General features: G+C 59.3%; 20 protein-coding genes. 9 read left to right on the plus strand and 11 right to left on the minus strand.

Features of this window, described 5'->3' with window-relative positions; translation table 11 throughout:
• Positions 1-89: 89 nt before the first annotated feature.
• The 4 genes from AAFN47_RS24575 to AAFN47_RS24590 all read right to left on the minus strand — a co-directional run bounded on the left by AAFN47_RS24575 (position 90) and on the right by AAFN47_RS24590 (position 3,165).
• Complete coding sequence (locus AAFN47_RS24575) at positions 90-929, minus strand: tyrosine-type recombinase/integrase (protein WP_499811913.1); 840 nt, start codon at positions 927-929, stop codon at positions 90-92.
• Between the two features lie 227 nt (positions 930-1,156).
• The gene (locus AAFN47_RS24580; protein ID WP_499811914.1) at positions 1,157-2,272 is read right to left on the minus strand and encodes a porin; all 1,116 of its coding nucleotides are present in this window, start codon (positions 2,270-2,272) and stop codon (positions 1,157-1,159) included.
• Positions 2,273-2,438: 166 nt separating this feature from the next.
• Entirely contained in the window at positions 2,439-2,702 is a 264-nt protein-coding gene (locus AAFN47_RS24585; protein WP_499811915.1) for a porin, read from the minus strand.
• A 196-nt stretch (positions 2,703-2,898) separates the two neighbouring features.
• Positions 2,899-3,165: a sel1 repeat family protein gene (locus AAFN47_RS24590; RefSeq protein WP_220230230.1), complete on the minus strand. Its 267-nt coding sequence runs from the start codon at positions 3,163-3,165 to the stop codon at positions 2,899-2,901.
• A gap of 388 nt (positions 3,166-3,553) precedes the next feature.
• On the opposite strand from AAFN47_RS24590, the gene AAFN47_RS24595 reads away from it, so the two are divergent.
• On the plus strand, positions 3,554-3,904 hold the full coding sequence (locus AAFN47_RS24595; RefSeq protein ID WP_499811916.1) for a DUF2147 domain-containing protein: 351 nt from the start codon (positions 3,554-3,556) through the stop codon (positions 3,902-3,904).
• 25 nt (positions 3,905-3,929) lie between these two features.
• On the opposite strand, the gene AAFN47_RS24600 is transcribed toward AAFN47_RS24595, so the two are convergent.
• On the minus strand, positions 3,930-4,640 hold the full coding sequence (locus tag AAFN47_RS24600; protein WP_499811917.1) for a glutathione S-transferase family protein: 711 nt from the start codon (positions 4,638-4,640) through the stop codon (positions 3,930-3,932).
• A 373-nt stretch (positions 4,641-5,013) separates the two neighbouring features.
• Here AAFN47_RS24600 and AAFN47_RS24605 point away from each other — a divergent pair, with 373 nt between their 5' ends.
• Complete coding sequence (locus tag AAFN47_RS24605) at positions 5,014-6,519, plus strand: AMP nucleosidase (protein ID WP_499811918.1); 1,506 nt, start codon at positions 5,014-5,016, stop codon at positions 6,517-6,519.
• A gap of 1 nt (position 6,520) precedes the next feature.
• Here the strand turns inward: AAFN47_RS24605 and AAFN47_RS24610 are convergent, their stop codons facing one another.
• Positions 6,521-7,783, minus strand: a complete 1,263-nt coding sequence (locus AAFN47_RS24610; protein ID WP_499811919.1) for an MFS transporter — start codon at positions 7,781-7,783, stop codon at positions 6,521-6,523.
• Positions 7,784-7,810: 27 nt separating this feature from the next.
• Positions 7,811-9,481 (minus strand): electron transfer flavoprotein-ubiquinone oxidoreductase, encoded by a 1,671-nt coding sequence (locus AAFN47_RS24615; RefSeq protein ID WP_499811920.1) that lies wholly within the window; start codon positions 9,479-9,481, stop codon positions 7,811-7,813.
• 268 nt (positions 9,482-9,749) lie between these two features.
• Here AAFN47_RS24615 and AAFN47_RS24620 point away from each other — a divergent pair, with 268 nt between their 5' ends.
• Positions 9,750-10,640, plus strand: a complete 891-nt coding sequence (locus tag AAFN47_RS24620) for a uracil-DNA glycosylase (protein WP_499811921.1) — start codon at positions 9,750-9,752, stop codon at positions 10,638-10,640.
• A gap of 174 nt (positions 10,641-10,814) precedes the next feature.
• The gene (locus tag AAFN47_RS24625; protein WP_499811922.1) at positions 10,815-12,077 is read left to right on the plus strand and encodes an MFS transporter; all 1,263 of its coding nucleotides are present in this window, start codon (positions 10,815-10,817) and stop codon (positions 12,075-12,077) included.
• 69 nt (positions 12,078-12,146) lie between these two features.
• Here the strand turns inward: AAFN47_RS24625 and AAFN47_RS24630 are convergent, their stop codons facing one another.
• Both AAFN47_RS24630 and uxuA read right to left on the minus strand, forming a co-directional pair.
• Entirely contained in the window at positions 12,147-13,637 is a 1,491-nt protein-coding gene (locus tag AAFN47_RS24630; RefSeq protein WP_499811923.1) for a mannitol dehydrogenase family protein, read from the minus strand.
• On the minus strand, positions 13,634-14,866 hold the full coding sequence (gene uxuA / locus AAFN47_RS24635) for a mannonate dehydratase (protein ID WP_499811924.1): 1,233 nt from the start codon (positions 14,864-14,866) through the stop codon (positions 13,634-13,636). Before uxuA ends, AAFN47_RS24630 begins: the two co-directional genes overlap by 4 nt.
• A gap of 162 nt (positions 14,867-15,028) precedes the next feature.
• Here uxuA and AAFN47_RS24640 point away from each other — a divergent pair, with 162 nt between their 5' ends.
• The 5 genes from AAFN47_RS24640 to AAFN47_RS24660 are packed head-to-tail and all read left to right on the plus strand — an operon-like array spanning position 15,029 to position 19,624.
• Entirely contained in the window at positions 15,029-15,721 is a 693-nt protein-coding gene (locus tag AAFN47_RS24640; RefSeq protein WP_499811925.1) for a GntR family transcriptional regulator, read from the plus strand.
• A 38-nt stretch (positions 15,722-15,759) separates the two neighbouring features.
• The gene (locus tag AAFN47_RS24645) at positions 15,760-16,734 is read left to right on the plus strand and encodes a TRAP transporter substrate-binding protein (RefSeq protein ID WP_499811926.1); all 975 of its coding nucleotides are present in this window, start codon (positions 15,760-15,762) and stop codon (positions 16,732-16,734) included.
• A 59-nt stretch (positions 16,735-16,793) separates the two neighbouring features.
• On the plus strand, positions 16,794-17,297 hold the full coding sequence (locus tag AAFN47_RS24650; protein WP_499811927.1) for a TRAP transporter small permease: 504 nt from the start codon (positions 16,794-16,796) through the stop codon (positions 17,295-17,297).
• On the plus strand, positions 17,297-18,574 hold the full coding sequence (locus AAFN47_RS24655) for a TRAP transporter large permease (protein ID WP_499811928.1): 1,278 nt from the start codon (positions 17,297-17,299) through the stop codon (positions 18,572-18,574). Before AAFN47_RS24650 ends, AAFN47_RS24655 begins: the two co-directional genes overlap by 1 nt.
• A gap of 12 nt (positions 18,575-18,586) precedes the next feature.
• Entirely contained in the window at positions 18,587-19,624 is a 1,038-nt protein-coding gene (locus AAFN47_RS24660; protein ID WP_499811929.1) for an L-idonate 5-dehydrogenase, read from the plus strand.
• A 20-nt stretch (positions 19,625-19,644) separates the two neighbouring features.
• Here AAFN47_RS24660 and AAFN47_RS24665 read toward each other — a convergent pair whose 3' ends face one another.
• Positions 19,645-20,604 carry a DMT family transporter gene (locus tag AAFN47_RS24665; protein ID WP_499811930.1) on the minus strand — a complete coding sequence of 320 codons (960 nt, stop codon included), beginning with the start codon at positions 20,602-20,604 and terminating at the stop codon, positions 19,645-19,647.
• A gap of 153 nt (positions 20,605-20,757) precedes the next feature.
• On the minus strand, positions 20,758-23,064 hold the full coding sequence (locus tag AAFN47_RS24670) for a xanthine dehydrogenase family protein molybdopterin-binding subunit (RefSeq protein WP_499811931.1): 2,307 nt from the start codon (positions 23,062-23,064) through the stop codon (positions 20,758-20,760).
• Positions 23,065-23,069: the final 5 nt, after the last annotated feature.

Raw genomic sequence — 23,069 nt, forward strand, 5'->3', positions numbered from 1 at the left:
CCCGGTAGCATCTGCTACCGGGCTTTTTCGTGCGATATGTTTGTCGCCGTGATCCGGCCTTGTCCCTTTCGGACAAGGCCGGATCTTTTTTAGTGGGTCATGTTGTTGAGCGCGTCAGCGCACACATCCAGATGCTTTGGCGACAAATGGGCGTAGCGCAAGGTCATGCTGAGCGTCCTGTGTCCCAGGAATTCCTGGATCCTCTTGATATCGACGCCAGACTGGGCAAGCCGCGACGCGCATGTGTGCCGCAGCACGTGGGGCACGACTTGCGGATCATTGCGCATCGTGGTCCGGCTCTTGGCCAAGTTCCAGCCGTCACGAAATTTTGGATAGGGGATGTCCTGAAACGGACCGCAATGCGCGCGCTCCTGATTCCTCACCTCTTTAACGACACTCTGAGCCCTGCGGCTGAGTGGAATGGTTCGTGGACGATGAGACTTGGTTTCCCAGAAGGTCGTATGTCCAGGTTCGATGTCGGCCCAGTTGAGTTTCAGGGCTTCGCCAATGCGCGCGCCGGTTTCAGCCAGGAAGCGTGAAAGCTGCGCATATTTTCTGTCTTCCATCTCCAGTTCACCCAGCAGATCGGCTTCCTCTTCCTGCGTCAGGAAACGGATCCGACCATTGCGTTCCGGCAGTTTCTGAAAATCCGGAAGGTTGACGAGAAAGCCGTTCTTTTGATGCTTTCGCAGCAATTTCGAAAGACTGGCAAATTTGCGATTGATGGTCGAGTTCCTGTTTCCTTTTTTTCGGAACTCGATCGTCAAGGCGTCAAGAAGCTCGTTGTCGAACTCCCGCTGATTATTGATAGTCATAAATCGATGCATCTCGTCGATATAGGATCGGCAGGCCTCCTTGTGCTTGCCGGGTTCCCACAGCAAATCGCCGTAGCGCTCCCATAGATCGAGAAGATGATAATCCATATGCATTTACACACTCCGCGCCTGTTGAATTAACGACCAAGGCAATAGCTTAAATATCGGTTGTGTAAAATATGGATGCGTATATTTAGTTGTATAAAGTCACATCTGGAGACCCGGCAGTCTCGACTGCCAGGTCCAATCTCTTGGTCAAAACGGTTCGTTTTGGTGGGCTGCCCCGAAGAACAGCGTTGTCACGTCAAGCGAACCGTTCCTCTTTCAGCCTTCAGACCGGCTTAGAAGCTACGCGTGAAGCGCAGGAAGCCGGTCGTGATATCGCCGATATCATCGGAGTCGAAGTACTGAACGTAAGCACGGATTTCGAAGTCCGTGATCGGGGTCCAGACCAGTTCGAGTTCGGCCTGCCAGGCGTCAATACCAGTGCTGATATTCTGGTAGGTAGTTCCGGCCGGGTAATAGAAATCACCAAAATATTGACCACCGATCGACGCCGAGAATTCAGGCGTGAACTGCCACCGGAACGAACCGAGGACCGACCATTCAGGCGTTACCGAACAATTTGCAAAGGAAAGTACGCCAAACAGACATTCACCGGTGGCCGTATCGGTCTTGAAGCTCTTGTTGCCGCCATATGCGGTGGCGCCGTCCGGAGCATAGTAGCCGTACAGGATGAAGTTACCGGCGGAGCCGATGTCCGTCACCAGACCGGCGCCGTAACCGGCGTTGCCTGTGTCGTCGTCATATCCGCCTTTGACAAAGACGTTGACCGGGCCGAATGCGCCCCCGATCTTGCCAACGAAGTTCGGCGTCCAGTCGGAATTGTCGTTATCCTCAACAGAACCAGCGATGTAGAAGTTGCCGGTGTTGAAGGTGTAACCGATCTGCTGGCGCTGCTGATAGCCGTAACCCATACCGTCCCAGGAGTGCGAACCGAAGTTCGTCGGGCCGGTGTTGTAAGCGTTTACCCAGTAGGATTCCGAATAGCCCATGAACAGGCCGCCGAGGCGGATCCAGCCCTGGTCAACGCCGACAGGTCCGTCGCCATTGTCTCCGAAAGTGCCCTGAAGACGGATGCGGGAAGCAAGTTCGCCCCATTCCGTGTCAGACCGAGCGTCGATGTTGACGCGAGCACGAGTGCTGTTTTCCCAGCTGTCGTCATAGCTGGAATCGTAGCTCACATTGGTTGCGCCAACCTGGAACCAGACATAACCGCTGATGCGAAGGCAGGTTTCGGTGCCCGGGATGTAGAAGTAGCCGTTGCCGAACGCGTCGCAGACGCGGACATATTCAACGGGTTCCGGCTCGGCAGCGATGATGGCATCGGCTGCGGATGCGCCAGAGGCTGCAAACAGTGCTGCAGCGGAGCCGAGAAGCAGGCTCTTGATTTTCATTTTCTGACCTCCAGTCAGAATATGGAAGCCTGCAGTATTTTTTTAATAAGCTATTGTTTGTCAAAAGCTTTTCAATTTCATGGATTCAAAGGATAATTTTTTGGCGCTTTCTCACACCGGAAAAAGGCCCGCCAGGCAAGGAAATTGCGCGCGCTCGGGACTGGAATCAGTCGCCAAAAGCGTCCTGAAGCCTCAGTTGGCTTGCGAAATCCCCGAATTCGGTGTCGCCGCGGCTATCGAACTGGAGGCCCGCGCGGCTGCCTGTCTCGTCGCCGCCAGACCTGCTCGACGTCCCGAACTGGGTCGAAACGTAACCGCTGACGCGCAGGCAGGTTTTCGTGCCCGGAACCAGCGCATAGCCTTCGCCATAGGAAGCACAAACGCTGTTATCTTCCTCATATTCAAAGGAATCCAGCGAATCGAACGTCAACTCCTCATCCGCGAAAGCGTTGGAACAGCTCAAAACACCGAATGTCAAAACGGCCGCAGAGAGAGATTTCGTAAACATACAACGCCTTTCGCCGATACCGCCCGTCCAGCAAGACGGGCCAGGATCCGTGTGAAAGACAATGCGCGGTGATTCTGGTGATTTCAAGTCCACCGGCCGGATTGGAGGCCAGCGCCCGTCAGTGCATCGTCATCCACTCGCGAGCAGAACGCAGCGCGGAAGCGAGTTCGCCCTTGCTCATAGTCTTGGCCAGATCGGCGCGCAATTCCGCAGCCCTCTCCGAGCCCTTGATGGCTGCTATGTTGAACCATTTGTGGGCTGCGACGTAGTCCAGGGGACAATCGCGACCGATCGCATACATCATTCCCATTTCACAGAAAATATCGGCTTCCGCCTTGCCGCCTGCCACTGCTAGCTGCTGATCGAGCATTTCGTAACGCGCCATCTTCTTGTCCCCGTTGGTTCGTTTGTCTTGCCTGTTAAACTTCCGAGAGAGCCCCGGTTCTTGCCGGTTTGTCCGGCGTTTTGTTGATGAGGCGAGTGTGCACGCAGCCGCTGAATCCGGTGTTAAACAGCATGATTAACTGGAGGAAAACAAAACTCAAACGATTGGTAAATTTGGTTTTTTGTTAAACATCGCAGCGCCCGGCTTTGCGCGGTTTCGCAATGAATTTAATAAAATTGCAGGAATTCGAATTGAAACCCTTTGCTAACCACAGCGAAAGGCGGCGTCGTAAAATTTCTTCATTCCGCGTCCGGATGTGACCGATTGGCAGCCGACAGAATTCCCGATATCGTCGTCCGCAAGACCCTGAATGTGGAGGAGAAATGATATGTTCAGACGGTTGCTTATCTGCGCGCTGCTTCCCGGATTGCTATTCGCGCCTTCGGCCCTGGCCGCCGACGCCATACAAGGAAACTGGACGACGGAGTCCGGGGAAACAGCCTCAATCGCGCCTTGCGGCAGCGGAAATTTCTGCATCACGCTGAAAACCGGCTCCTATGCAGGCAAGAAGATCGGCACGCTCGCCAATAGCGGCGGCGTCTACAAGGGCAAGATCACGGATCCTGCTGACGACAAGACCTACAGCGGCAAGGCGTCGATCTCCGGCGCAACGCTCAAGATGAGCGGTTGCGTGCTTGCCGGCCTGATTTGCCGCTCCCAGAACTGGAAAAGGCAGTAGGAAGCAATTCTCAAGACAGCGGGCGTCAGCGTCGCGCCCGTTGTCCAAAGAGAACCTTCTGGACTTCCTTGTCATCGGCAAGGTTCGCCTGGCGGCGCTTGTCCTTGCCGACTTCCGTTCCCCTGATTACGGCCGGGCGCGCCCGCATCGTTTCGAACCAGCGCTTGAGATTCGGAAACTCGTCGAGATCCTGACCCTGGCGCTCGTAAGGCATGACCCAGCCGATACACGCCATGTCGGCGATCGAATAGTCGCCGGCCAGGAATTCGCGATCCTTCAACCGCGTATCCATGACGCCATAGAGACGGTTCACCTCGTTCGTGTATCTGTCGATGGCGTAGGACACCTTCTCCGGAGCATATTGTCTGAAATGATGGGCCTGGCCGGCCATCGGGCCAAGACCGCCCATCTGCCAGAAAAGCCATTCATCGACGGCGACACGCACGCGCTCGTCCGACGGATAGAAACGACCAAACTTGCGGCCGAGATATTGCAGGATTGCGCCGGATTCGAACACCGATATCGGTTCGCCGCCCGGACCTTCCGGGTCAATGATCGCCGGCATCCGGTTATTTGGAGCGATCTTCAGGAATTCCGGCTGGAACTGTTCCCCCTTGCCGATGTGCACGTACTTCACGTCGTAGGGACATTCGAGTTCCTCGAGCATGATGGAAATCTTCCAGCCATTCGGCGTGGGCCAGTAGTACAGTTCGATCGGGCTGGTCTGCTTGGTCATGGGAAGCTCCGCAAATTGTAATGTTACTCACTTAGTGCACCGGAGGGACTTCGTGAAGCAAGGGGGCGATCCGGTCAGAAAAAAGAGATGAACGGCGGATGGAACGGTCGTGTTTCTGCACTGGGCCTGGTCTGTCCATGGGAACATTGCCTTCGCGTCATTTCATCGGAGTCGCTGCGACCTGCCATATCATTGTCGCGCCGGCTATCCATTCCGCGCATTCTCCGTCACACGAGCGCCCCGGGTCGCCGCGCCGCAACCGTATCACACCATTCCGGTCGCTCGGTCCGGCCGTTTCAAATGCTGCTCAAAAATTGGTCAGTGAGACAGTGTTTGTCGTTTAAATGCCATGCCGTCACGACTATATTGGAGCATGGACAAGAGAATCAAACATCACGAACATATCTCGATCGTATCGCCTCCGGAGATCCCGGACGCCTCGTATTCCGATGCGCGGGAAGCGGTCGACGCGATTGAGGCCATCTATAATCGAAACGTCAATTTCCTGCGTAAGAAATTTCTATCGCTGGGCGCCGGCAAGGATTTCGAGCTCTGCCGGCATCGCGCCTATTATCCGCAGGTCTCCCTTTCGACCTCGACTTTTTCGCAGGTCGATTCGCGCCTCGCATTTGGCCATGTTCCGGCTCCGGGAAATTATACAGCAACCATAACCCGTCCCGATCTGTTCAGATCCTATCTGGAAAAACAGCTTGATCTGTTGATCCGAAACCACAATGTTCAGCTGCAGATTGGCGAATCGGATACGCCGATCCCGCTGCATTTCGCCATGGGCGACGACACGATTGCGGAAGCCGCCATGGCCAATCCGATCACCACGCCGCTGCGCGATCTCTTCGACACGCCCGACCTTACCATCACCAACGACGCCATCGTCAACGGCACCTACGACATAGACAATGCGGACCAACTTCCGCTTGCCGCCTTCACGGCCCAGCGGGTCGACTATTCACTGGCGCGTCTGTCGCATTACACGGCCACGCGCGCCGAGCATTTCCAGAACTTCGTCCTGTTCACGAACTATCAGTTCTATATCGATGAATTCTGCGAGCACGCGCGCGAACTGATGCGCAATGGCGGCGGCGGCTACTCCGCATTCGTCGAACCCGGCAATGTGGAAACCCGCGCCGGCCAGGATTCGCCGACAGATCCGAAAACCGCCGTGCGCATGCCCCAAATGCCCGCCTACCACCTCAAGAAGGAAGGCCATGGCGGCATTACCATGGTCAATATCGGCATCGGCCCGTCAAACGCGAAAACCATCACGGACCATGTTGCGGTGTTGCGGCCCCATGCCTGGCTGATGCTCGGCCATTGCGCCGGACTGCGCAACACGCAACGGCTCGGAGACTATGTGCTCGCCCACGCCTATGTTCGCGAGGATCATGTGCTCGACGACGATCTGCCGGTCTGGGTGCCGATACCGGCGCTCGCCGAAATACAGGTAGCGCTGCAGGAAGCCGTCGCAGACGTCACCGGCTTCGAAGGGTATGACCTGAAACGCATCATGCGCACCGGCACCGTTGCCACCATCGACAACAGGAACTGGGAGCTGGTTGACCAGAGTGGTCCGGTGAAACGCCTCTCCCAATCGCGCGCCATTGCGCTCGACATGGAATCGGCGACCATCGCCGCAAACGGCTTCCGTTTCAGAGTGCCCTACGGCACGCTTCTGTGCATCTCGGACAAGCCGCTGCACGGCGAACTCAAACTGCCCGGCATGGCGACCGAGTTCTATCGAAAGCAGGTCAACCAGCATCTGAAAATCGGAATTCTGGCGCTGGAAAAACTCGCGGAAATGCCGCCGGAGCGTCTTCATTCCCGCAAGCTCAGAAGCTTCTTCGAGCCGGCTTTTCAGTAACCTATGCTGGCGCGACGCCGTCCCGCCAGTTCGGATCCAGCCGGCTGATGCTGCGGTGACGCCGCCACAGCAGCGCGACCATGACGAGCGCCATGGCGCAGGCGCCCATGCCGATCATAAGCGGGAAACCCGGATTGATCGACATCGTGGCGCCGCCGATGAATGAAGAGGACCCGGAGCCGATTGTGTAGAGGGCGATCGCCACGCCCATGACCCATCCCTGTTCTGTCCCGTTCACGCTTTGGGAGAACATCGACAGCAAAGTCGGATAGGCGAACGAAAACGCGCCGATCAACGGAATGACGAGAACAAAGGCGAGCAGCGGCCATGGATTGACGAGAAGCGCCGCCATCGCGGCGATCATGACGATGACGGTGACCACGATCACCTGAGCCTGTGTTGCGCGGGCTGCGACAGGGCCTACCAGAAACGCGCTGATAAATCCCATGGTCGCACCCATGACGATCATGACGGCGCTGTTTTGAACGGTGTCGAAATGGAAGCGCGTAAACAGGAAGTCGCTCATGAAAATGAAGCAGGCGTTGAAGCCCATCACCGCGAAGAAGAACACCGGCGCCAGCCGCAAAGTGACCGGATGTTCGAGGATCCGCCAGAGCGTCAAAAACACCTCCGAAAGACCGAAATCGATTGCGCGCCGCCTGGCCAGCGTTTCGGAGAAAAACACCGAAATCAGCACGATATTGACCGCAATCAGCAAAATCGCGGTGTAGAGCGGCCATTGTAACGAAGCGTATGCCCCCATCACCGCCTTGTCGCTGAAGACGCCGGTAAAGAGCGGGCCTGTCACCAAACCGAGCGCGACCGCGCCGCCGATATATCCCATCAGCCGCGCCTTCTGCCTGTCGTCATCGCACTGATCGATCAGCGCGGCTTGTGCAATCGGCTGGTTGCCGGCCGTGAAGCCTCCAACAATTCGACCGATAACGAGAAGCGTCAGGCTGGCGGTCTCAAGCGCCATAACGGTGCAGGCATAGGTGGCCAGTGCGCCCACAAGACAAATCAGGATGCAGATCTTGCGGCCGATATAGTCCGAGAGTTTGGAGATAAAAGCCGCCCCGAAGAACCAGGCCGTAAAAAACAGGCCGAGTACGATTCCGAAGCGCATTTCGCGTGAGGCCGCCGACATGGATTTCGGCAGGAAATCCTGGGCCGGATCGAGCATGATCGAGCTTAGAAGCGGGAACAGAAGCCCCTGCCCCAGAATGTCGATATAGACAACGAACAGGAGCGCCAGTCTCGCCATCAGGTTCCCCGGTCCCCTGAAGCCTCGTCACATCTCGGTGTAGACAGGTCCCTCGCCGCCCTGCGGCGGAACCCAGTTTATATTCTGGTTGGGATCCTTGATATCACAGGTCTTGCAGTGAACACAGTTCTGCGCGTTGATGACGAAACGCGGTTCTTCCTCGCCTTCCGTGACCCATTCATAGACAGCCGCCGGGCAGTAGCGGGACGACGGCCCCGCATAGACCTCGAACTCGGAGTCTTTCTGCAGTTCGGGGTTCTTGACCTGCAGGTGAACCGGTTCGTCTTCCTCGTGATTGGTGTTCGACAGGAAGACCGAAGAAAGCCGGTCGAACGTCAGCACGCCGTCGGGCTTGGGATAGTCGATCTTCTTGCAGTCCTTCGCAGGCTTCAGGCAGGCATAGTCCGGCTTGCCGTGCTTCAGCGTGCCGAGGAAGGAAAAGCCGCCGAGAAGCGTGTTGACCCACATGTCCAGGCCACCCAGCATGACCCCGCCGATGGTGCCGAGTTTCGACCACAACGGCTTGACGTTGCGCACGAGTTTCAGGTCCTTGCCGATGTCGCTGTCGCGCCACTCTTCTTCATAGGCCGTGATTTCATCGGACGCGCGGCCGTCCTTCAGCGCCGCTGCGACATGCTCCGCCGCCATCATGCCCGAGAGGACCGCGTTGTGCGAACCCTTGATCCGCGGCACATTGACGAAGCCCGCCGAACAGCCGATCAGCGCTCCGCCCGGGAAAGTCAGTTTCGGAACGGACTGCCATCCGCCTTCGGTGATGGCGCGGCCGCCATAGGAGATTCGCTTCGCGCCTTCAAAGGTGGGCGCGATCGCCGGATGCGTCTTGAAGCGCTGAAACTCGCCGAATGGCGAGAGATACGGATTCTGATAGTTCAAGTGCATCACAAAGCCGACGGCGACCTTGTTGTCTTCGAGATGGTAAAGGAACGATCCGCCCCCGGTCTTCATGTCGAGCGGCCAGCCGAAACTGTGCTGGACAAGGCCGGGCTGATGCTTGTCCGGCGCAACTTCCCAGAGCTCCTTGACGCCGATGCCGAATTTCTGCGGCTCGCGGCCCTTCGCCAGATCGAACCGGCTGATTAGTTGCTTGGCGAGCGACCCGCGCACGCCTTCGCCGATCAGCACATATTTGCCGTGCAATTCCATGCCGCGCGCGTAGTTCGGTCCGGGTTTGCCCTCGCGATCCAGGCCCATGTCGCCGGTCGCGACGCCCATCACCGCGCCGTCGTCATTGTAGAGCAATTCGGTCGCCGCGAAGCCGGGATAGACCTCGACGCCCGCCTCTTCCGCCTTGGCGCCCAGCCAGCGGCATACATTGCCGAGCGAGACGATGTAGTTTCCGTGATTGTTCATCAGCGGCGGCATCATGAAATTCGGCAGGGTGATCGAGCCGGCGGGACCCAGAAACAGGAACTTGTCTTGTTTGACGGGGGTTTTAAACGGATGTTCGGGGTCTTCGCGCCAGTCCGGCAGAAGCCGGTCCACGCCGACTGGATCGACCACGGCGCCCGACAGGATATGCGCGCCGACCTCGGCGCCCTTTTCCAGGACAACCACCGACATTTCCGGATCGAGCTGTTTGAGACGGATTGCCGCGGACAGGCCCGCGGGGCCGGCGCCGACGATCACGACGTCGAACTCCATGCTCTCGCGTTCCGGCAGTTCCATCTCTTCGCTCATGCCAAATCCCTCCAAAACTCTTGCGCCTCGGCGTATTCTTACAGGGAATAACCCGCGCGCAAGGCCAGTGCAATTGTTTAGAACCATTCCGTTCTTCAGATATTGAATTACCTTGACGTAAACGTAAGTCAACATCAACCGTCTGAAAGGAGCGAATGCGCCGATGTTCCGCAACCTGTGGCCAACGGCGTCGCGCGCATTTCGTCCACAGCCTGTTCTCCCCCACAGTTTGCTTTTCACCGACCGGTCGCTGCGATAGGATCAGGGCATGACGGCAAGTGATGAAAAAACGGCTCAGGCGGAACCGGATGTCAATCTGGCGACATTGCTGCGATTCTACGCCGAATCCGGCGTTGATACGCTTGTCGGAGATGAGCCGGTCGACCGTTTTGTGGAATCTGAGAAGCTTGAACCGGCTCCAGCGCCTGCTCGCGCGCTGCCGGAAAAGTCCCCGCCTCCCGGCCGCAGCGAAAAGAGCGGACCGCAATCTCCGCCGCCCGCGGCGGCGCCTGCAGCCGCAGCCATTCCGGATCAAGCCGCGGTGAACAATGCGCGGGAAACCGCAGCGAAAGCAGCCTCAATCGACGCTTTGCGCGAGGCGCTGCTCGCTTTCAACGGCTGTAATCTGCGCTCCGGCGCTCGCAACACGGTCTTTGCGGACGGCAATCCGGCCGCAGACATCATGCTCGTAGGCGAGGCTCCGGGACGCGACGAGGACAGGCAGGGTCTGCCCTTCGTCGGGCGCGCAGGACAATTGCTCGACAGAATGCTGGCCGCAATCAACCTGGATCGTGAAAGCGTCTACATCACGAACATGATCCCCTGGCGTCCTCCCGGCAACAGAACGCCGACGCCCTTCGAGATCGAACTGTGCCGGCCGTTCATCGAACGACATATCGCGCTTGCGAACCCGAAAATCATCGTCTTTCTCGGCAATGTCTCGACCAAGTCGATGCTCAATACGACGCGCGGCATTCTTTCGATCCGCGGCTCGTGGACGCGCTACAAACTGGGCGACGCGCTGGACATACAGGCGCTTCCGACGTTGCACCCCGCCTATCTCCTGCGTAATCCCGCGCACAAGCGCCTGTCTTGGATGGATTTCCTGGCGCTCAAAAAACGCGCTGATGAAGTCGCATCACAGCCGGACGACAGTTGACGCCAGCAAGTCGGAATTATACGCGCCTGTCGCAAATTGGGGCGCATGTCGTTTCCAGATGTGAAAGCGTTAAAGGTATCCGTCCGATTCGTCGACAGGGATCCACAGCCGACTCGCTGCGAAAACGGAGCTTCCACCGAATTGAACTCAGTTTCAGGCAAGGACTGATTTGATATGGCCCGCAATCTGTTGCCCGTAGCAAGCCTGCTATTGTCCGTATTCTTCATGATGATCGGCGGCGGTCTGGCCGGCTATCTCCTGCCGCTTCGCGCGGTGGGCGAAGGCTGGTCGACATTCCATATTTCGATGATCGCGACGAGCTATTCGCTCTTCTTCACGCTGGGATGCATCGTGGTCCCGCGCATGGTGCTGCGCGTCGGCCATGTACGCGTCTTTGCGGTTCTGGCTGCGCTCATGTCGATATCGCTGCTCATGCATGCACTTATCGTCGACATCCCCGCCTGGATCCTCATTCGCGGCATCGCAGGATTTTCGATCGCCGGCGGCTATATGGTGATCGAAAGCTGGCTCAACGAACGGGTGACCAACGAGACGCGCGGCGCCGTCTTTTCGGTCTATATGGTCGTGTCCATGATCGGATTGATGGCTGGCCAATACATGGTTCCGCTCGGCAATCCCATGTTGCCGACCCTGTTCATGGTCTGCGCCGTGATCTACGCCATGGCGCTGATCCCGACAGGCCTGTCCAACGCGCAGTCGCCGCAGCCGCTGACGCAGGTGTCCATTAACCTGAAGCAGCTTTACCTGACATCGCCCGCCGCGGTGATCGGCTGTCTGCTTGCAGGCGTCATCGGCGGTAGCTGGCTCAACCTGGCGCCCGTCTATGCGCAACTGAGCGGCCTTTCCACAGCTTCGGGCGCAACCATGCTGGCGCTCGCCATGTTCGGCGGGGCGTTGCTCCAGATTCCACTTGGCAGAATGTCGGACCGCATGGATCGCCGCTACGTCATGGCGTTCGCCGGAGGCGTCGGCGCTTTCATGTGCGTTCTCGCGATGCTGTTCGGAACCAGCAACCTTTATGTCTTCTTCGCGATCATGTTCATGCTCGGAACCGTGCTGTTTCCAATCTACGCCCTGAGCGTCGCCCACGCCAACGACCAAGCCGAAGCGCACGAATTCGTCGTCATCTCGAGCGGCCTGCTCATCGTCTACGGCATCGGGACGATCGTCGGCCCAATGATCTCCGGCGCCCTGATGGATCAGATGGGCCCCTTCGCGATGTTCATCGTTATTGGCCTGGGCTTCCTGGCCTATGCTCTGCATTCGCTTTATCGCAGCTACCGCAGGGAGCGCGCGACCGAAGAGGAAAGGGTCGAGTTCCAGCCTATACCGGTCACGCGCAACCAGACGCCGCAAACCTACGAACTCGACCCGCGCGTCGACATTGATCCGGAGGAAAACGCCGACACAGCTTAAGGCAGAGGTCTGATTCAACGGACAGTTTTGGCGTTTGCCGCAGGACGTCCGGAGGCGCCGATTCTGTCGTCAGACGGACCGGACGAACTCCGCTTCCTTGCCAACCGCAAGGCGCACTCCGCATTCAAGCATGGTCTGGAGCCTGTCGGCGACAAGCGAGCGCCAGGCCTGGTTTTCGGCAAGCACGGGATCGAAAAGACCGGGAAGACCATGGAGCGCGTCGGCGATGTCACGCGCCGTCGAAAGACCTGCTATCGCGTCGTGAATTTCATGCTCGCGCGGATCCCGCAGGGCAAAGCGGGCATCGTCATCTTTCCGCCCCAGACAGTATCGCATCCATGCCGCAACGGTAAATGCAAACGGACGCAGGTCGCCATGCGCCCTGAGGGTGTCCATTGCGGGGGCGAGAATGCGCTGAGGCAGCTTCTCGGTGCCGTCCATCGCAATCTGGCGGGTTTCGTGCGCGATGGCCGGGTTTTCGAATCGTGTGACGAGATCACGGCGATATTGATCGAGATCGAAATCCGAAACCGGTGGCAGCGTTTGCTGGGCGGCCTGGATATGCCGGTCGACCAGAAGAGAAAGATCGTCGTCGGCCATCACGTCGCGAACATAGGCGCGTGACGCTAGAAAACCCGTGTAAGCCAGCATGGAATGCGCGCCGTTCAACATGCGCAGCTTCATCATTTCATAGGGTCGCACACCGTCTACAAAAAGAGCTCCGCCTATCTCCCAGGCCGGACGCCCCGCGGTAAAGCGATCTTCGATCACCCATTGGCTGAAGGGTTCCGTCTCGACTGCGGCCAGGTCCCTGCACCCTGTCAGGCGAGTTGCTTCCTTATAGGTCGCTTCAGTCGGCGCCGGCGTTATCCGGTCGACCATCGACGAGGGAAAGGAAACGCTCTCCCTGATCCACGACGCAAGATCCGGATCGATCCGGTTGGCGAAATCCACAACGCCTGCGCGGAGGAGTTCGCCGTTTTCCGGCAGATTGTCGCAACACAGCACAGTGTAGGGCGCTATATTGTTTTCTCGTCGGCGACGGAGGCTCTCGACGATCAGACCGATAGCGCCGGCAGGCGTGTGCGGACTGGCGAGATCCGCGGCGATCGCCGGATGAAGCGGATCAACGGCCATGGCCTTGCGATCAATGCCGTAGGCCTTTTCAGTCACGGTCAATGTGACGACCCGCGTTTGCGGCCTTGCAAGCGCAGCGAGAGGCGCATCGCTGTCGCGTGTCGCGGCGATCACCCGATCAATCGAAGCGACAACGCGTCCGGACACGCCATCAACGCCGCGCTCGATGAGCGTGTACAATCCGCTCTGGGGATTCATGGCGTCGGCGATCGCCGGGCTTCGCAGGCTGACGCCCACGATGCGCCAGTCTCCACCCGCCTCGCTCAGCGCATCGTCGGTGTAAACGGCCTGGTGGGCGCGATGGAAGGCGCCGGTTCCCAGATGCACGATTCCGCACCCATGATCCGCCGGATCATATCCGGGACGGCGCGCCGGACCTGTGACGTCCGCGAGCGCCGTCAGACGTTTTTGCGGTCCGGTCACTGCTCACCCGACGGAGCGATGTCGCGCAGTGAGCCATGCGACAGCGCTGCGGCGACGCCGCGCAGTTCGGCGAGACCTTTCAATCGTCCGATCGCCGGATACCCCGGCTGCGCTTTTCGATTGTGGTCGTCGAGGATGTTCTGACCATGGTCGGGACGCATCGGGATCGACCAGTCCTTTCGGCCGGCCTTGCGCCGCCGCTCTTCCTCGCGCAGCGCCGCGGCGATGACAGCCACCATATCGGTGTCGCCCCCCAGGTGTTCGGCCTCGTAGAAAGAGCCGCGGACACCGTCGGCTTCGCGTTTGACGTTGCGCAGATGCAGGAAGTGAACGCGATCGCCCAGTCGCTCCATCATTCCCGGCAAGTCATTGTCAGGACGGGCGCCCAGCGAACCGGTGCAAAGCGTGATGCCGTTTGCAGGCAGATCAACCGCATCCATCATGTATCGGTAATCATCCTCGGTGGACATCAGTCTCGGAAGGCCCAGCAGATCGAATGGCGGATCATCAGGATGGCAGCACATGCGAAGGCCCAGATCCTCGGCGACCGGGACGACTTCAGAGAGGAAGTCCACAAAATTTTGTCTCAGCGCCTCCTGTGGGATGTGGTCGTATTCGGCCAGATGCCGGCGCACGTCCTCCAGAGAAAAGCTTTCCGCGGCGCCCGGCAGACCAAACACGACGTTCTTCGCCAGAGCCGCGCGCTCCGCGTCGCTCATCTGCGCATGATGGTCGGACGCCATCGCGACGACGTCTTCGGGATAGTCTTGCGTCGCGCCCTTTCGTTCGAGAATGAATATGTCAAAGGCGGCGAATACGGCGTAGTCAAAACGCATGCAGGTCGCGCCGCCCGGCACGCGCCAGGCAAGGTCCGTGCGCGTCCAGTCCAGAACCGGCATGAAATTGTAGCAAATGGTCTCGATACCCGCTTCAGCCAGATTGCGCAGGCTCGATTTGTAGGCGTCGTAGTGGCTGCGCCAGTCGCCGTTCTTCTTCTTGATGTCTTCCGACACAGGCAGGCTTTCGACGACTTCCCAGACAAGACTGGACGCAGCGCCGTCCGTTTGCATCGCAATGTCCTGCTGTCTTTTTCTGATTTCCTCAGCCGTCCACACGGCGCCGGTCGGCACGTGATGGAGAGCCGTCACCACGCCCTCCACGCCTGCCTGCAGCATGTCGTCAACAGTCACCTGGTCGTGAGGGCCGAACCAGCGCCATGTTTGTCGCATCTTTTTATCCGTTTATGCCTAGGCATTTTTTCGACAGGCGTCGCCAATCACTTCGCATCATTGGCTTACCTCCCTTTGTCAAGCTTTCTGGCTGTCTAGCAGAAATCAGGCTTATTGACTAGTATGGAAGTATGGTGTAATCGCTGCTCGAGGAGGCTCCAGATGACGATCCAGCACAAGCGTCGGCAGATGCTCGATTTCGGAATTGCGGTGGGACCGCAGATCTACCGGATCCTGCGCGACCGGATCATCAGCAACGATCTTGAGCCTGGAATCCGGATTTCAGAGTCCGAAATCGCCTCCGAATATGCGACCAGCCGCCAGCCCGTGCGCGAAGCTTTCATCAAGCTCTCTGAAGAAGGACTGGTGGAAATCCGTCCCCAACGCGGGACACTTGTTCGAAAAATCGATGGCGAATCAGTGATGGACGCCCGCTTCGTGCGCGAGGCGGTGGAAGCCGATATCGTCAAGCAGCTCGCCGACAGCGTGACTCCCGAAACGGTTGCAAAATTGCGACATGAAATCAGCGCTCAGCGGCAGGCTGAAAGCGACCCGGTCCGTTTCATGGAACTCGACGAGCGCTTTCACGCATTGCTTGCGGACTTCGCCGGAAAGGCAAGGGTCTGGAAGCACCTGGAGGGCCTGAAGTCGCAAATGGACCGGGTGCGCCACCTGTCCATGATGCGATTTCCCGTGACCAAGCTCATCGCCCAGCATGCCGCGATCGTCGAGGCAATCGCCAGGCGTGACAGGAATGAGGCGGAGGCCGCCATTCGCGGTCATCTGCGCGAAATCCTGAACGATCTTCCCGCAATCGAGAAAGCAAACCCGGAGTTCTTCGAGAACCGGCCATAACGGCCTCAACCCGATAAGCACCACCCAAGGAGGAAACAATGAAACTGTCTGTACTCGGTAAATCAATCATCGGCGCTCTCGCCGCCGGACTGCTTGCAACATCGGCGCTTGCCGCCGACATGACCCTCAAGCTGGGACACCTCGCCAACGAGGAAAACCCCTGGCACAAGGCATCTGTCAAATTCGGCGAGGAACTGAGCCGCCTGACCGACGGCCGCATCGAGGTCGAAGTCTACGCCAACGAGTCGCTCGGCAAGGAAGTCGACCTGATCAACGGCATGCAGCTCGGCACCGTCGACATGACGATCACCGGCGAAACGCTGCAGAACTGGGCCCCGATGGCGGCGCTGCTCGCCGTTCCCTACGCCTATTCGTCGATCGAAAACATGGACGAAGTCGCTTCCGGCGAAATCGGTGAGCAGATCAAGGCGCAGATCATCGAAAAGGTCCAGATCCGTCCCATCGCCTATTTCGCGCGCGGACCGCGCGATCTCACGTCAAACCGCCCGATCGCGTCGCCGGATGATCTCAATGGTCTGAAAATGCGCGTGCCGAACGTGCCCCTGTTCGTGGACGTCTGGAAAGCGCTGGGCGCAAATCCCGGACCGATGGCCTTCTCCGAAGTCTTCACCTCGCTCCAGAACGGCACCATCGAGGCGCAGGAAAATCCGCTGGCGCTCATTCGTTCGGCCAACTTCTACGAAGTCCAGAAATACGTGAACATGACCGATCACGTGCGTTCCTGGATCTACCTGACGATTGCGGAATCGACCTGGAACAAGCTGTCCGACGCGGACAAGGAAGCGGTCATCGAAGCCGCCGCCGCCGCCCAGGCCTATGAGCGCGAGCTGTTCAACGCTTCCCTCAGCGAAGATCGCGCGTTCCTCGAGTCCAAAGGCATGACCTTCGTCGAAGTCGATGGCGCGGCCTTCCAGGCAAAGGCCAAGGACGCAGTGCTCGCCAACGTCAATGACGAAATCAAGCCGATCGTCGAAGGCTTCTTCGCTCAATAAATGAAACGCGGGCGCCGGAGAGCCTGTTTCCGGCGCCCGCGCATTGACTGGCTGGCAAGATGCGCAGTGTGATTTCAGCAATCGTGACCATCAGCCGTTTCGCGACCGGAGCGGCGTTTTTCGTGCTGATGGGGGCCGTCCTGATTCAGGTTCTGGGCCGATCCGTGTTTCTCAATTCGCCGGTCTGGACGGAAGAACTGACCCGGTTCGCGCTGCTGTATCTTGCTGCGTTCGGCGCGGGGCTTTCGTTGAGAAGCGGCGACCTCGTCAATGTCGACATCATCGCCGAGTCGCTGCCCGGCGCATGGCCGAGGCGATTGCGGTTTCTCGGTGCGGTGGCCACGGCCCTCCTCTGCGCCATGCTTGTCCTGCCCGCCTGGAAATTCACGTCCATCGGCGCCATGCAGACCTCTCCGGCTCTCGGTTGGCGCATGGACCTCATTCACGCCAGCACGCTCGTGCTCATCGTCTCGCTGCTGATTTTCGCATCGGCCAGGGCCCTGTCGATGCTTTTCGGCCTGTCCAACGGCCTGCCTCATAACAGGTTGGAAGAAGAACACTAATGAGCCTCGCACTCCTTATTGGCGTATTCGCAGGCGGACTGGTCTTTGGCATTCCAGTCGCGGTTACGCTCGGCCTTGCCTCGGCTTCCTACCTGCTGTCTGCTGGTATCCCGCTCGTCGTGATGCCGCAGAAGATGTACGCCGGCATCGACGTGTTCGTACTTCTTTGCATTCCAGGATTCATCCTCGCCGGTAATCTCATGAACAGTGGCGGCATCACCGAACGCATCGTCCGGTTCGCCAATGCGCTCGTCGGATGGGCGCGCGGCGGGCTTGGCCTGACCAATGTGGCGGGATCAATGCTTTTCGGCGGGATTTCCGGAACCGCTGTCGCCGACGCCGCCTCGATCGGGGGCGTGATGATCCCCGGCATGAAGAAGGCGGGATATCCGGCCGACTTTTCAGCGGCGGTGACGGCGGCCTCCTCGACGGTGGGCCCGATCATTCCACCTTCGGTGCCGATGATCATCGTTGGGGCGCTCTCCGGCATCTCGGTCGGGCGCATGTTCATGGCGGGCGCCATTCCGGGCGTCCTGATGGGCCTTGCGATGATGGCGACGGTGTACATCATTGCGGTCCGCAGAAATTTCCCCAGGCAGCCATGGCGCGGCCTCGGCGAGCTTGGCAAGTCGTTCATCGGCGCATTCTGGGCCATCGCCATGACGGCGCTGATCATTGGCGGCCTTATGTCCGGCATCGCGACGCCGACCGAAACCGCGGTCGTCGCCAGCGTCTACGCGTTCGTGGTGGGCAAGTTCATCTACCGCGAACTAAAACTCAGGGATGTCCCCAGGATCATCGTCGACAGCGCGGTTTCATCCGCCGCCATTCTCGCGCTTGTGGGCTTTGCGAATGTATTTGGCTGGATCCTCGTTTCGGAGCGCATACCGCAGATGATTGCCTCCGGCGTCCTGTCGTTCACCGAAAACAAGTTTCTCGTGATCCTTCTGATCAACATCCTTTTGCTGATCGTCGGCATGTTCATGGAAACCATAGCGGCGCTGATCATTCTTTTCGTGCCGTTGCTGGCGCTGGCGCAGGGCGTAGGCATCGACCCTCTTCATTTCGCCACCTTCGCCGTGCTCAACCTGATGATCGGCCTGACGACGCCTCCCGTCGGGGTCTGTCTTTTCATTTGCGCCAACATCGCGAAGCTGCCGCTCACGCCCGTCATCAGGGCGATCGCGCCGTTTCTCCTGACGAACATTCTGGTTCTGCTTCTGGTTTCCTACATTCCGGCGCTGGCGACCTGGTTGCCGTCCGTCATGTTTGATTGAGGAACGCCCCCGATGAAAACCCGTGTCTGCAAACTGCACGCCCGCCACGATATCAGGATCGACACCGAACCGGTTGGCGAACCCGGTCCCGGCGAAGTGTTAATCCATATGGGCGCCGGCGGCATATGCGGCTCCGACCTGCACTACTACCACGACGGTGGCTTCGGGCCGGTGCGCGTCCGGCAGCCGATCATACTCGGGCACGAGATCGCCGGCGTCGTCGTGAAAGCCGGTGAAGGTGTTTCCTCCCTCGCAGCGGGCGACCGCGTTGCGATCAATCCAAGTCATCCCTGTGGCCACTGCGTCTATTGCGATCGCGGCATGTACAATCATTGCCTCGAGATGCGCTTCCTCGGATCGGCCATGCGTATGCCGCACGAGCAGGGTGGATTTCGTGAATACATGGTCGTGGCCGCGGAACAATGCGTCGCCGTCGAGGATCACGTATCGATCGGCGAAGCCGCCTGTTCGGAACCGCTGGCGGTCTGCGTGCATGCGGGCAAGCATGCCGGTCGGCTGAACGGCGCCAAAGTGCTGGTGACCGGCGCTGGCCCGATCGGCGCTCTGTGCGCAGCTGTCGCCGCTCATTCTGGCGCGAGCGAGGTGGTCGTGACCGATCTGCAGAACGCGACGCTCGCGGTTGCTGAAAAGATGGGCGCGACTCGTTGCGTGAACGTCGCCGACGAACCGGAAGCGATGGACGCTTATGCGGCGGACAAGGGATACTTCGATGTCGCGTTCGAGTGTTCGGCCGCCAATCCAGCGATACGCACCGCCATCTCCTGCGTGCGTGCAGGCGGACGGATCGTCCAGGTCGGGGTCGCCGGCGACGTGACCGTGCCGCTCAACATGATTGTGGGCAAGGAGATCGAATTTGTCGGCACGCACAGGTTTCACGAGGAGTTCGCGGAAGCCGTCGGCCTGATCAATTCGGGCGCGATCAACGTGAAACCGATCATCACCGGGACCTATCCGTTCGATGACGCTCTCGCAGCCTTCGAGGCCGCCGGAGACCGGACCCGATCCGTCAAGGTGCAGCTTACTTTTTAGCAGCCTGCCCCAAACCGAAATCAGCCGTTCGGCGTATGGACCTTGCGTTCGTTCCTGCGCTCGATGCCAAGCCGGTGTTCGCGAAGGATGATGAATATGCCCGCGGCGACGACAATGCTGGTGCCGACAAGCATCGAAATCTCGGGAATATCCCCGAACAGGAAATAACCGACGATGATTGCGCCGATGATCGAGGTGTATTCGAACGGCGCGATGGTCGACACTTCCGCGAACCGGTAACTCTGCGTCAGCAATATCTGGCCGATGCCGCCGAAAACGCCGGAGGCAAGCAGCAGCCACAGGGTGGTCATGTCCAGCGCCACCCAGCCGAACGGAAGCGTGGCCAGCGACAACAGCGACGCCGACAGCGAAAAGTAAAGCACGATCGTCGGCGTTCTTTCGGTCTGGATCAGCCGGCGTACGAGAATTGAAACGAAGCCTGCGAGAACCGCCGAAACAAGCGTGACAACAACTCCGAGCGCCTGTCCGTCCTCCCAGTCGCCTTCAAGCAAGGTCAGTTTCGACCAGGAAATGACCACGACCCCGACCAGGCCGACCGCAACCGCCGACCAGCGGTAGACCCTGATTGTCTCGCCCAGAACGGTCGCGGCCAGCACCACCATGATCAGAGGCCTGGCGTAGCCGAGCGCCACAGCGTCAGGCAGCGGCAGAAGCACGATGCCGATGAAACTCAGAGCCATTGCGCTGACGCCGATGAGGCCTCGCCAGAAATGTGAAAACAGGTGTCTGGTGTAGAACGCCGTATGAAGCTGCCCGCGCAAAGCGAGATAGAGAAGAATCGGAACCATCGCCACCGAAGATCGAAAGAAGACGACCTGCCCGGCCGGCACCCTTTCACCGACTTCCTTGATGCAGGTCACCATGCCGAGAAACGCGACAATCGAGGCGATTTTCAGCGCAATACCTAGAAGAGGATTGGTGTGTGTGGCGTCGTCGAAGACGACCGGCTTCTTGTCCAACAGTGCGAGTCCCGCGAACTCCGGCCCGGCTTCTGCCGGGCGCGGCGAATTGCTTTATGCGCCATAACGAATGTTCCGGGAGGCCAGGCGAGGCTTTCGCGCAGGGAGCTGGCGGATAGGCTACCCGAAATCAGCAGGATCGCGACGTGCGCTTTATCCGCCGGCCTGCTGGATCGCCGTCCAGACCCGCAAGGGCGTCGTCGGCATCTCGATATGCCTGATATTGTAGGCGCGGTCCAGCGCGTCGACAACGGCGTTGAGAACAGCCGGACAGGAGCCGATGGTGGCGGCCTCGCCTGCGCCCTTGATGCCCATCGCATTGGTGGTCGACGGGACGTTGCGAGTGGAAAAGTCAAAGGACGGCATGTTGTCCGCCCGCGGCATTGCGTAATCCATGAATGACGCCGTCAGGAGCTGTCCGTCCTCGGAATAGATCGCGTGCTCCAACAGGCACTGGCCGATGCCCTGCACCGCGCCGCCATGGATCTGACCGAGCAGCAGGACGGGATTCACGATCACGCCGAAATCATCCACAATCGTGTAATTCACGATTTCGGTGACGCCCGTTTCCGGATCGATTTCCAGTTCGCATACATGGGTGCCGTTCGGATAGGTTGCCTCGTCCTGCTTGACGTCGCCCATCGCCTTCAGGTCTTCGGGATCCTTGGCCTTGTCCGCAATGTCTGCATAGGACATCCGCCGGTCGGTGCCGACGATGCGGGCTTCGCCGTCGACAAGCTCGATGTCGTCGGGCGCTGCCTCCAGTTCCTCGGCCGCGATCTTGCGCATCTTTTCCGACAGGACTTCGCTTGCGCGGTTTACCGATACGCCGCCAAGCGGTATCGAGCGCGATCCGCCCGTGCCGCCACCGGCGGCGAGATCCTTCGTGTCGCCTTGCTTGACCTTGATCTTGTCGAAATCGATGCCGATCTTTTCGGCGATGAACTGGCTGTAGGCGGTGATGTGTCCCTGCCCGTTCGCCTGGGTGCCGATATGCAGCGTGATCGTCCCGTCCTTGCCGAGCTCCATGAAAGCCGGTTCCGAGCCTGCGAAGGCGCAAGCCTCCACATAGGTCGAAAAGCCGAAACCACGGATACGGCCGCGGCTCTTTGCCTCCTCGGCGCGCGCCTCGAAGCCCGCCCGATCGGCGCGCTCCATCGCGGCGTCCATATGGCCCGCGAATTCGCCGACGTCATAGAGACGACCGGCGGCGGTGCGATAGGGAAACTGTTCCGGCTTGATGAAGTTGCGACGCCTGATTTCCGTCGGATCCATCCCGAGTTCGCGCGCGCAGGCGTCGACGAGCCGCTCGAGCAGAAGCGCGGCCTCCGGCCGTCCCGCTCCGCGATAGGCGTCCACCGAAACAGTGTTCGTGTAGACCGCCTCGATGGTCATGTCGTGGGTCTGGATGTCGTAGACGCCGGTCGCCATGATTGCGCCCAGCGTCGGCACGAATGGACCGAAACCGCTGAGATATGCGCCGAGATTGGCTTTCACTTCGATCTTCAGCGCCGTGAAGCGGCCTTCGGAATCGAGCGCCATAGAGGCCTTGACCAGATTGTCGCGACCATGGAAATCGACCGCAAAGTGCTCTGAGCGATCCGACACCCATTTCACCGGCTTGCCGAGCCTCTTGGACGCTTCCAGCACCAGCGGATATTCCCGGAACACATGAACACGCGTGCCAAAACCGCCGCCCACGTCGCCGGTGACGACGCGCAAGTGATCCTTTTCCATGGGAAAGGTAAAGGAGGAAAGCGAGTTCTGAATATGATGGACGCCCTGGGTGCCGGTCCACAGCGTGGCGTTTTCCTTCGCCTCGTCCCACTCGGCGACGGCCGCGCGCGGCTCCATGTAGTTCGCCACCAGACGTGTGTTTTCGAATTCGATTTCAGTGATGTGATCGGCCTCTGCGAAAGCCTTCTCCGTCGCTTCCGCGTCGCCCTGATGATAGAGATAGACGCGGTTCGTTCCAAGCTCCGGCCACACCAGCGCAGCGTCTTCCTTCAACGCTTCGCCAGTCGTTGCGACAGCGTCCTTATCCTGCCAGTCGATTTCTATCAGTTCGGCGGCGTCCTGCGCCTGCCGGTGGCTGTCTGCGACGATGAACGCCACGGCGTCGCCGACGAAGCGCACCCGGTCCGCGCAAAGCACCGGACATTCCCGCACCTCATGCGCCGTGCCGTCGGCCTGCTTGACGCCGGCATGGCACTTGAGCGGGCCGAGATGCGTCAGGTCGGCGGCGGTGAGGATCAGACGCACGCCTTCGGACGCCGCTGCTTCCTCCACCGATTCGATCTTGAACGTCGCGCTTGCATAGGGAGAACGCACGACATAACCGAATAACTGGCCATCAGGATTGACGTCGTCGCTGTAATTTCCGGTTCCCCGCACCAGGGAATCGTCTTCCTTCCGAAGCGCAGAGGCGCCTACGCCGAATTTCGGTGTGACAGCATTCATTAAAA

Origin of the sequence: Hoeflea sp. CAU 1731 (assembly GCF_039888615.1) — a bacterium.
In the GTDB taxonomy this organism is placed as follows: Bacteria; Pseudomonadota; Alphaproteobacteria; order Rhizobiales; family Rhizobiaceae; genus Flavimaribacter.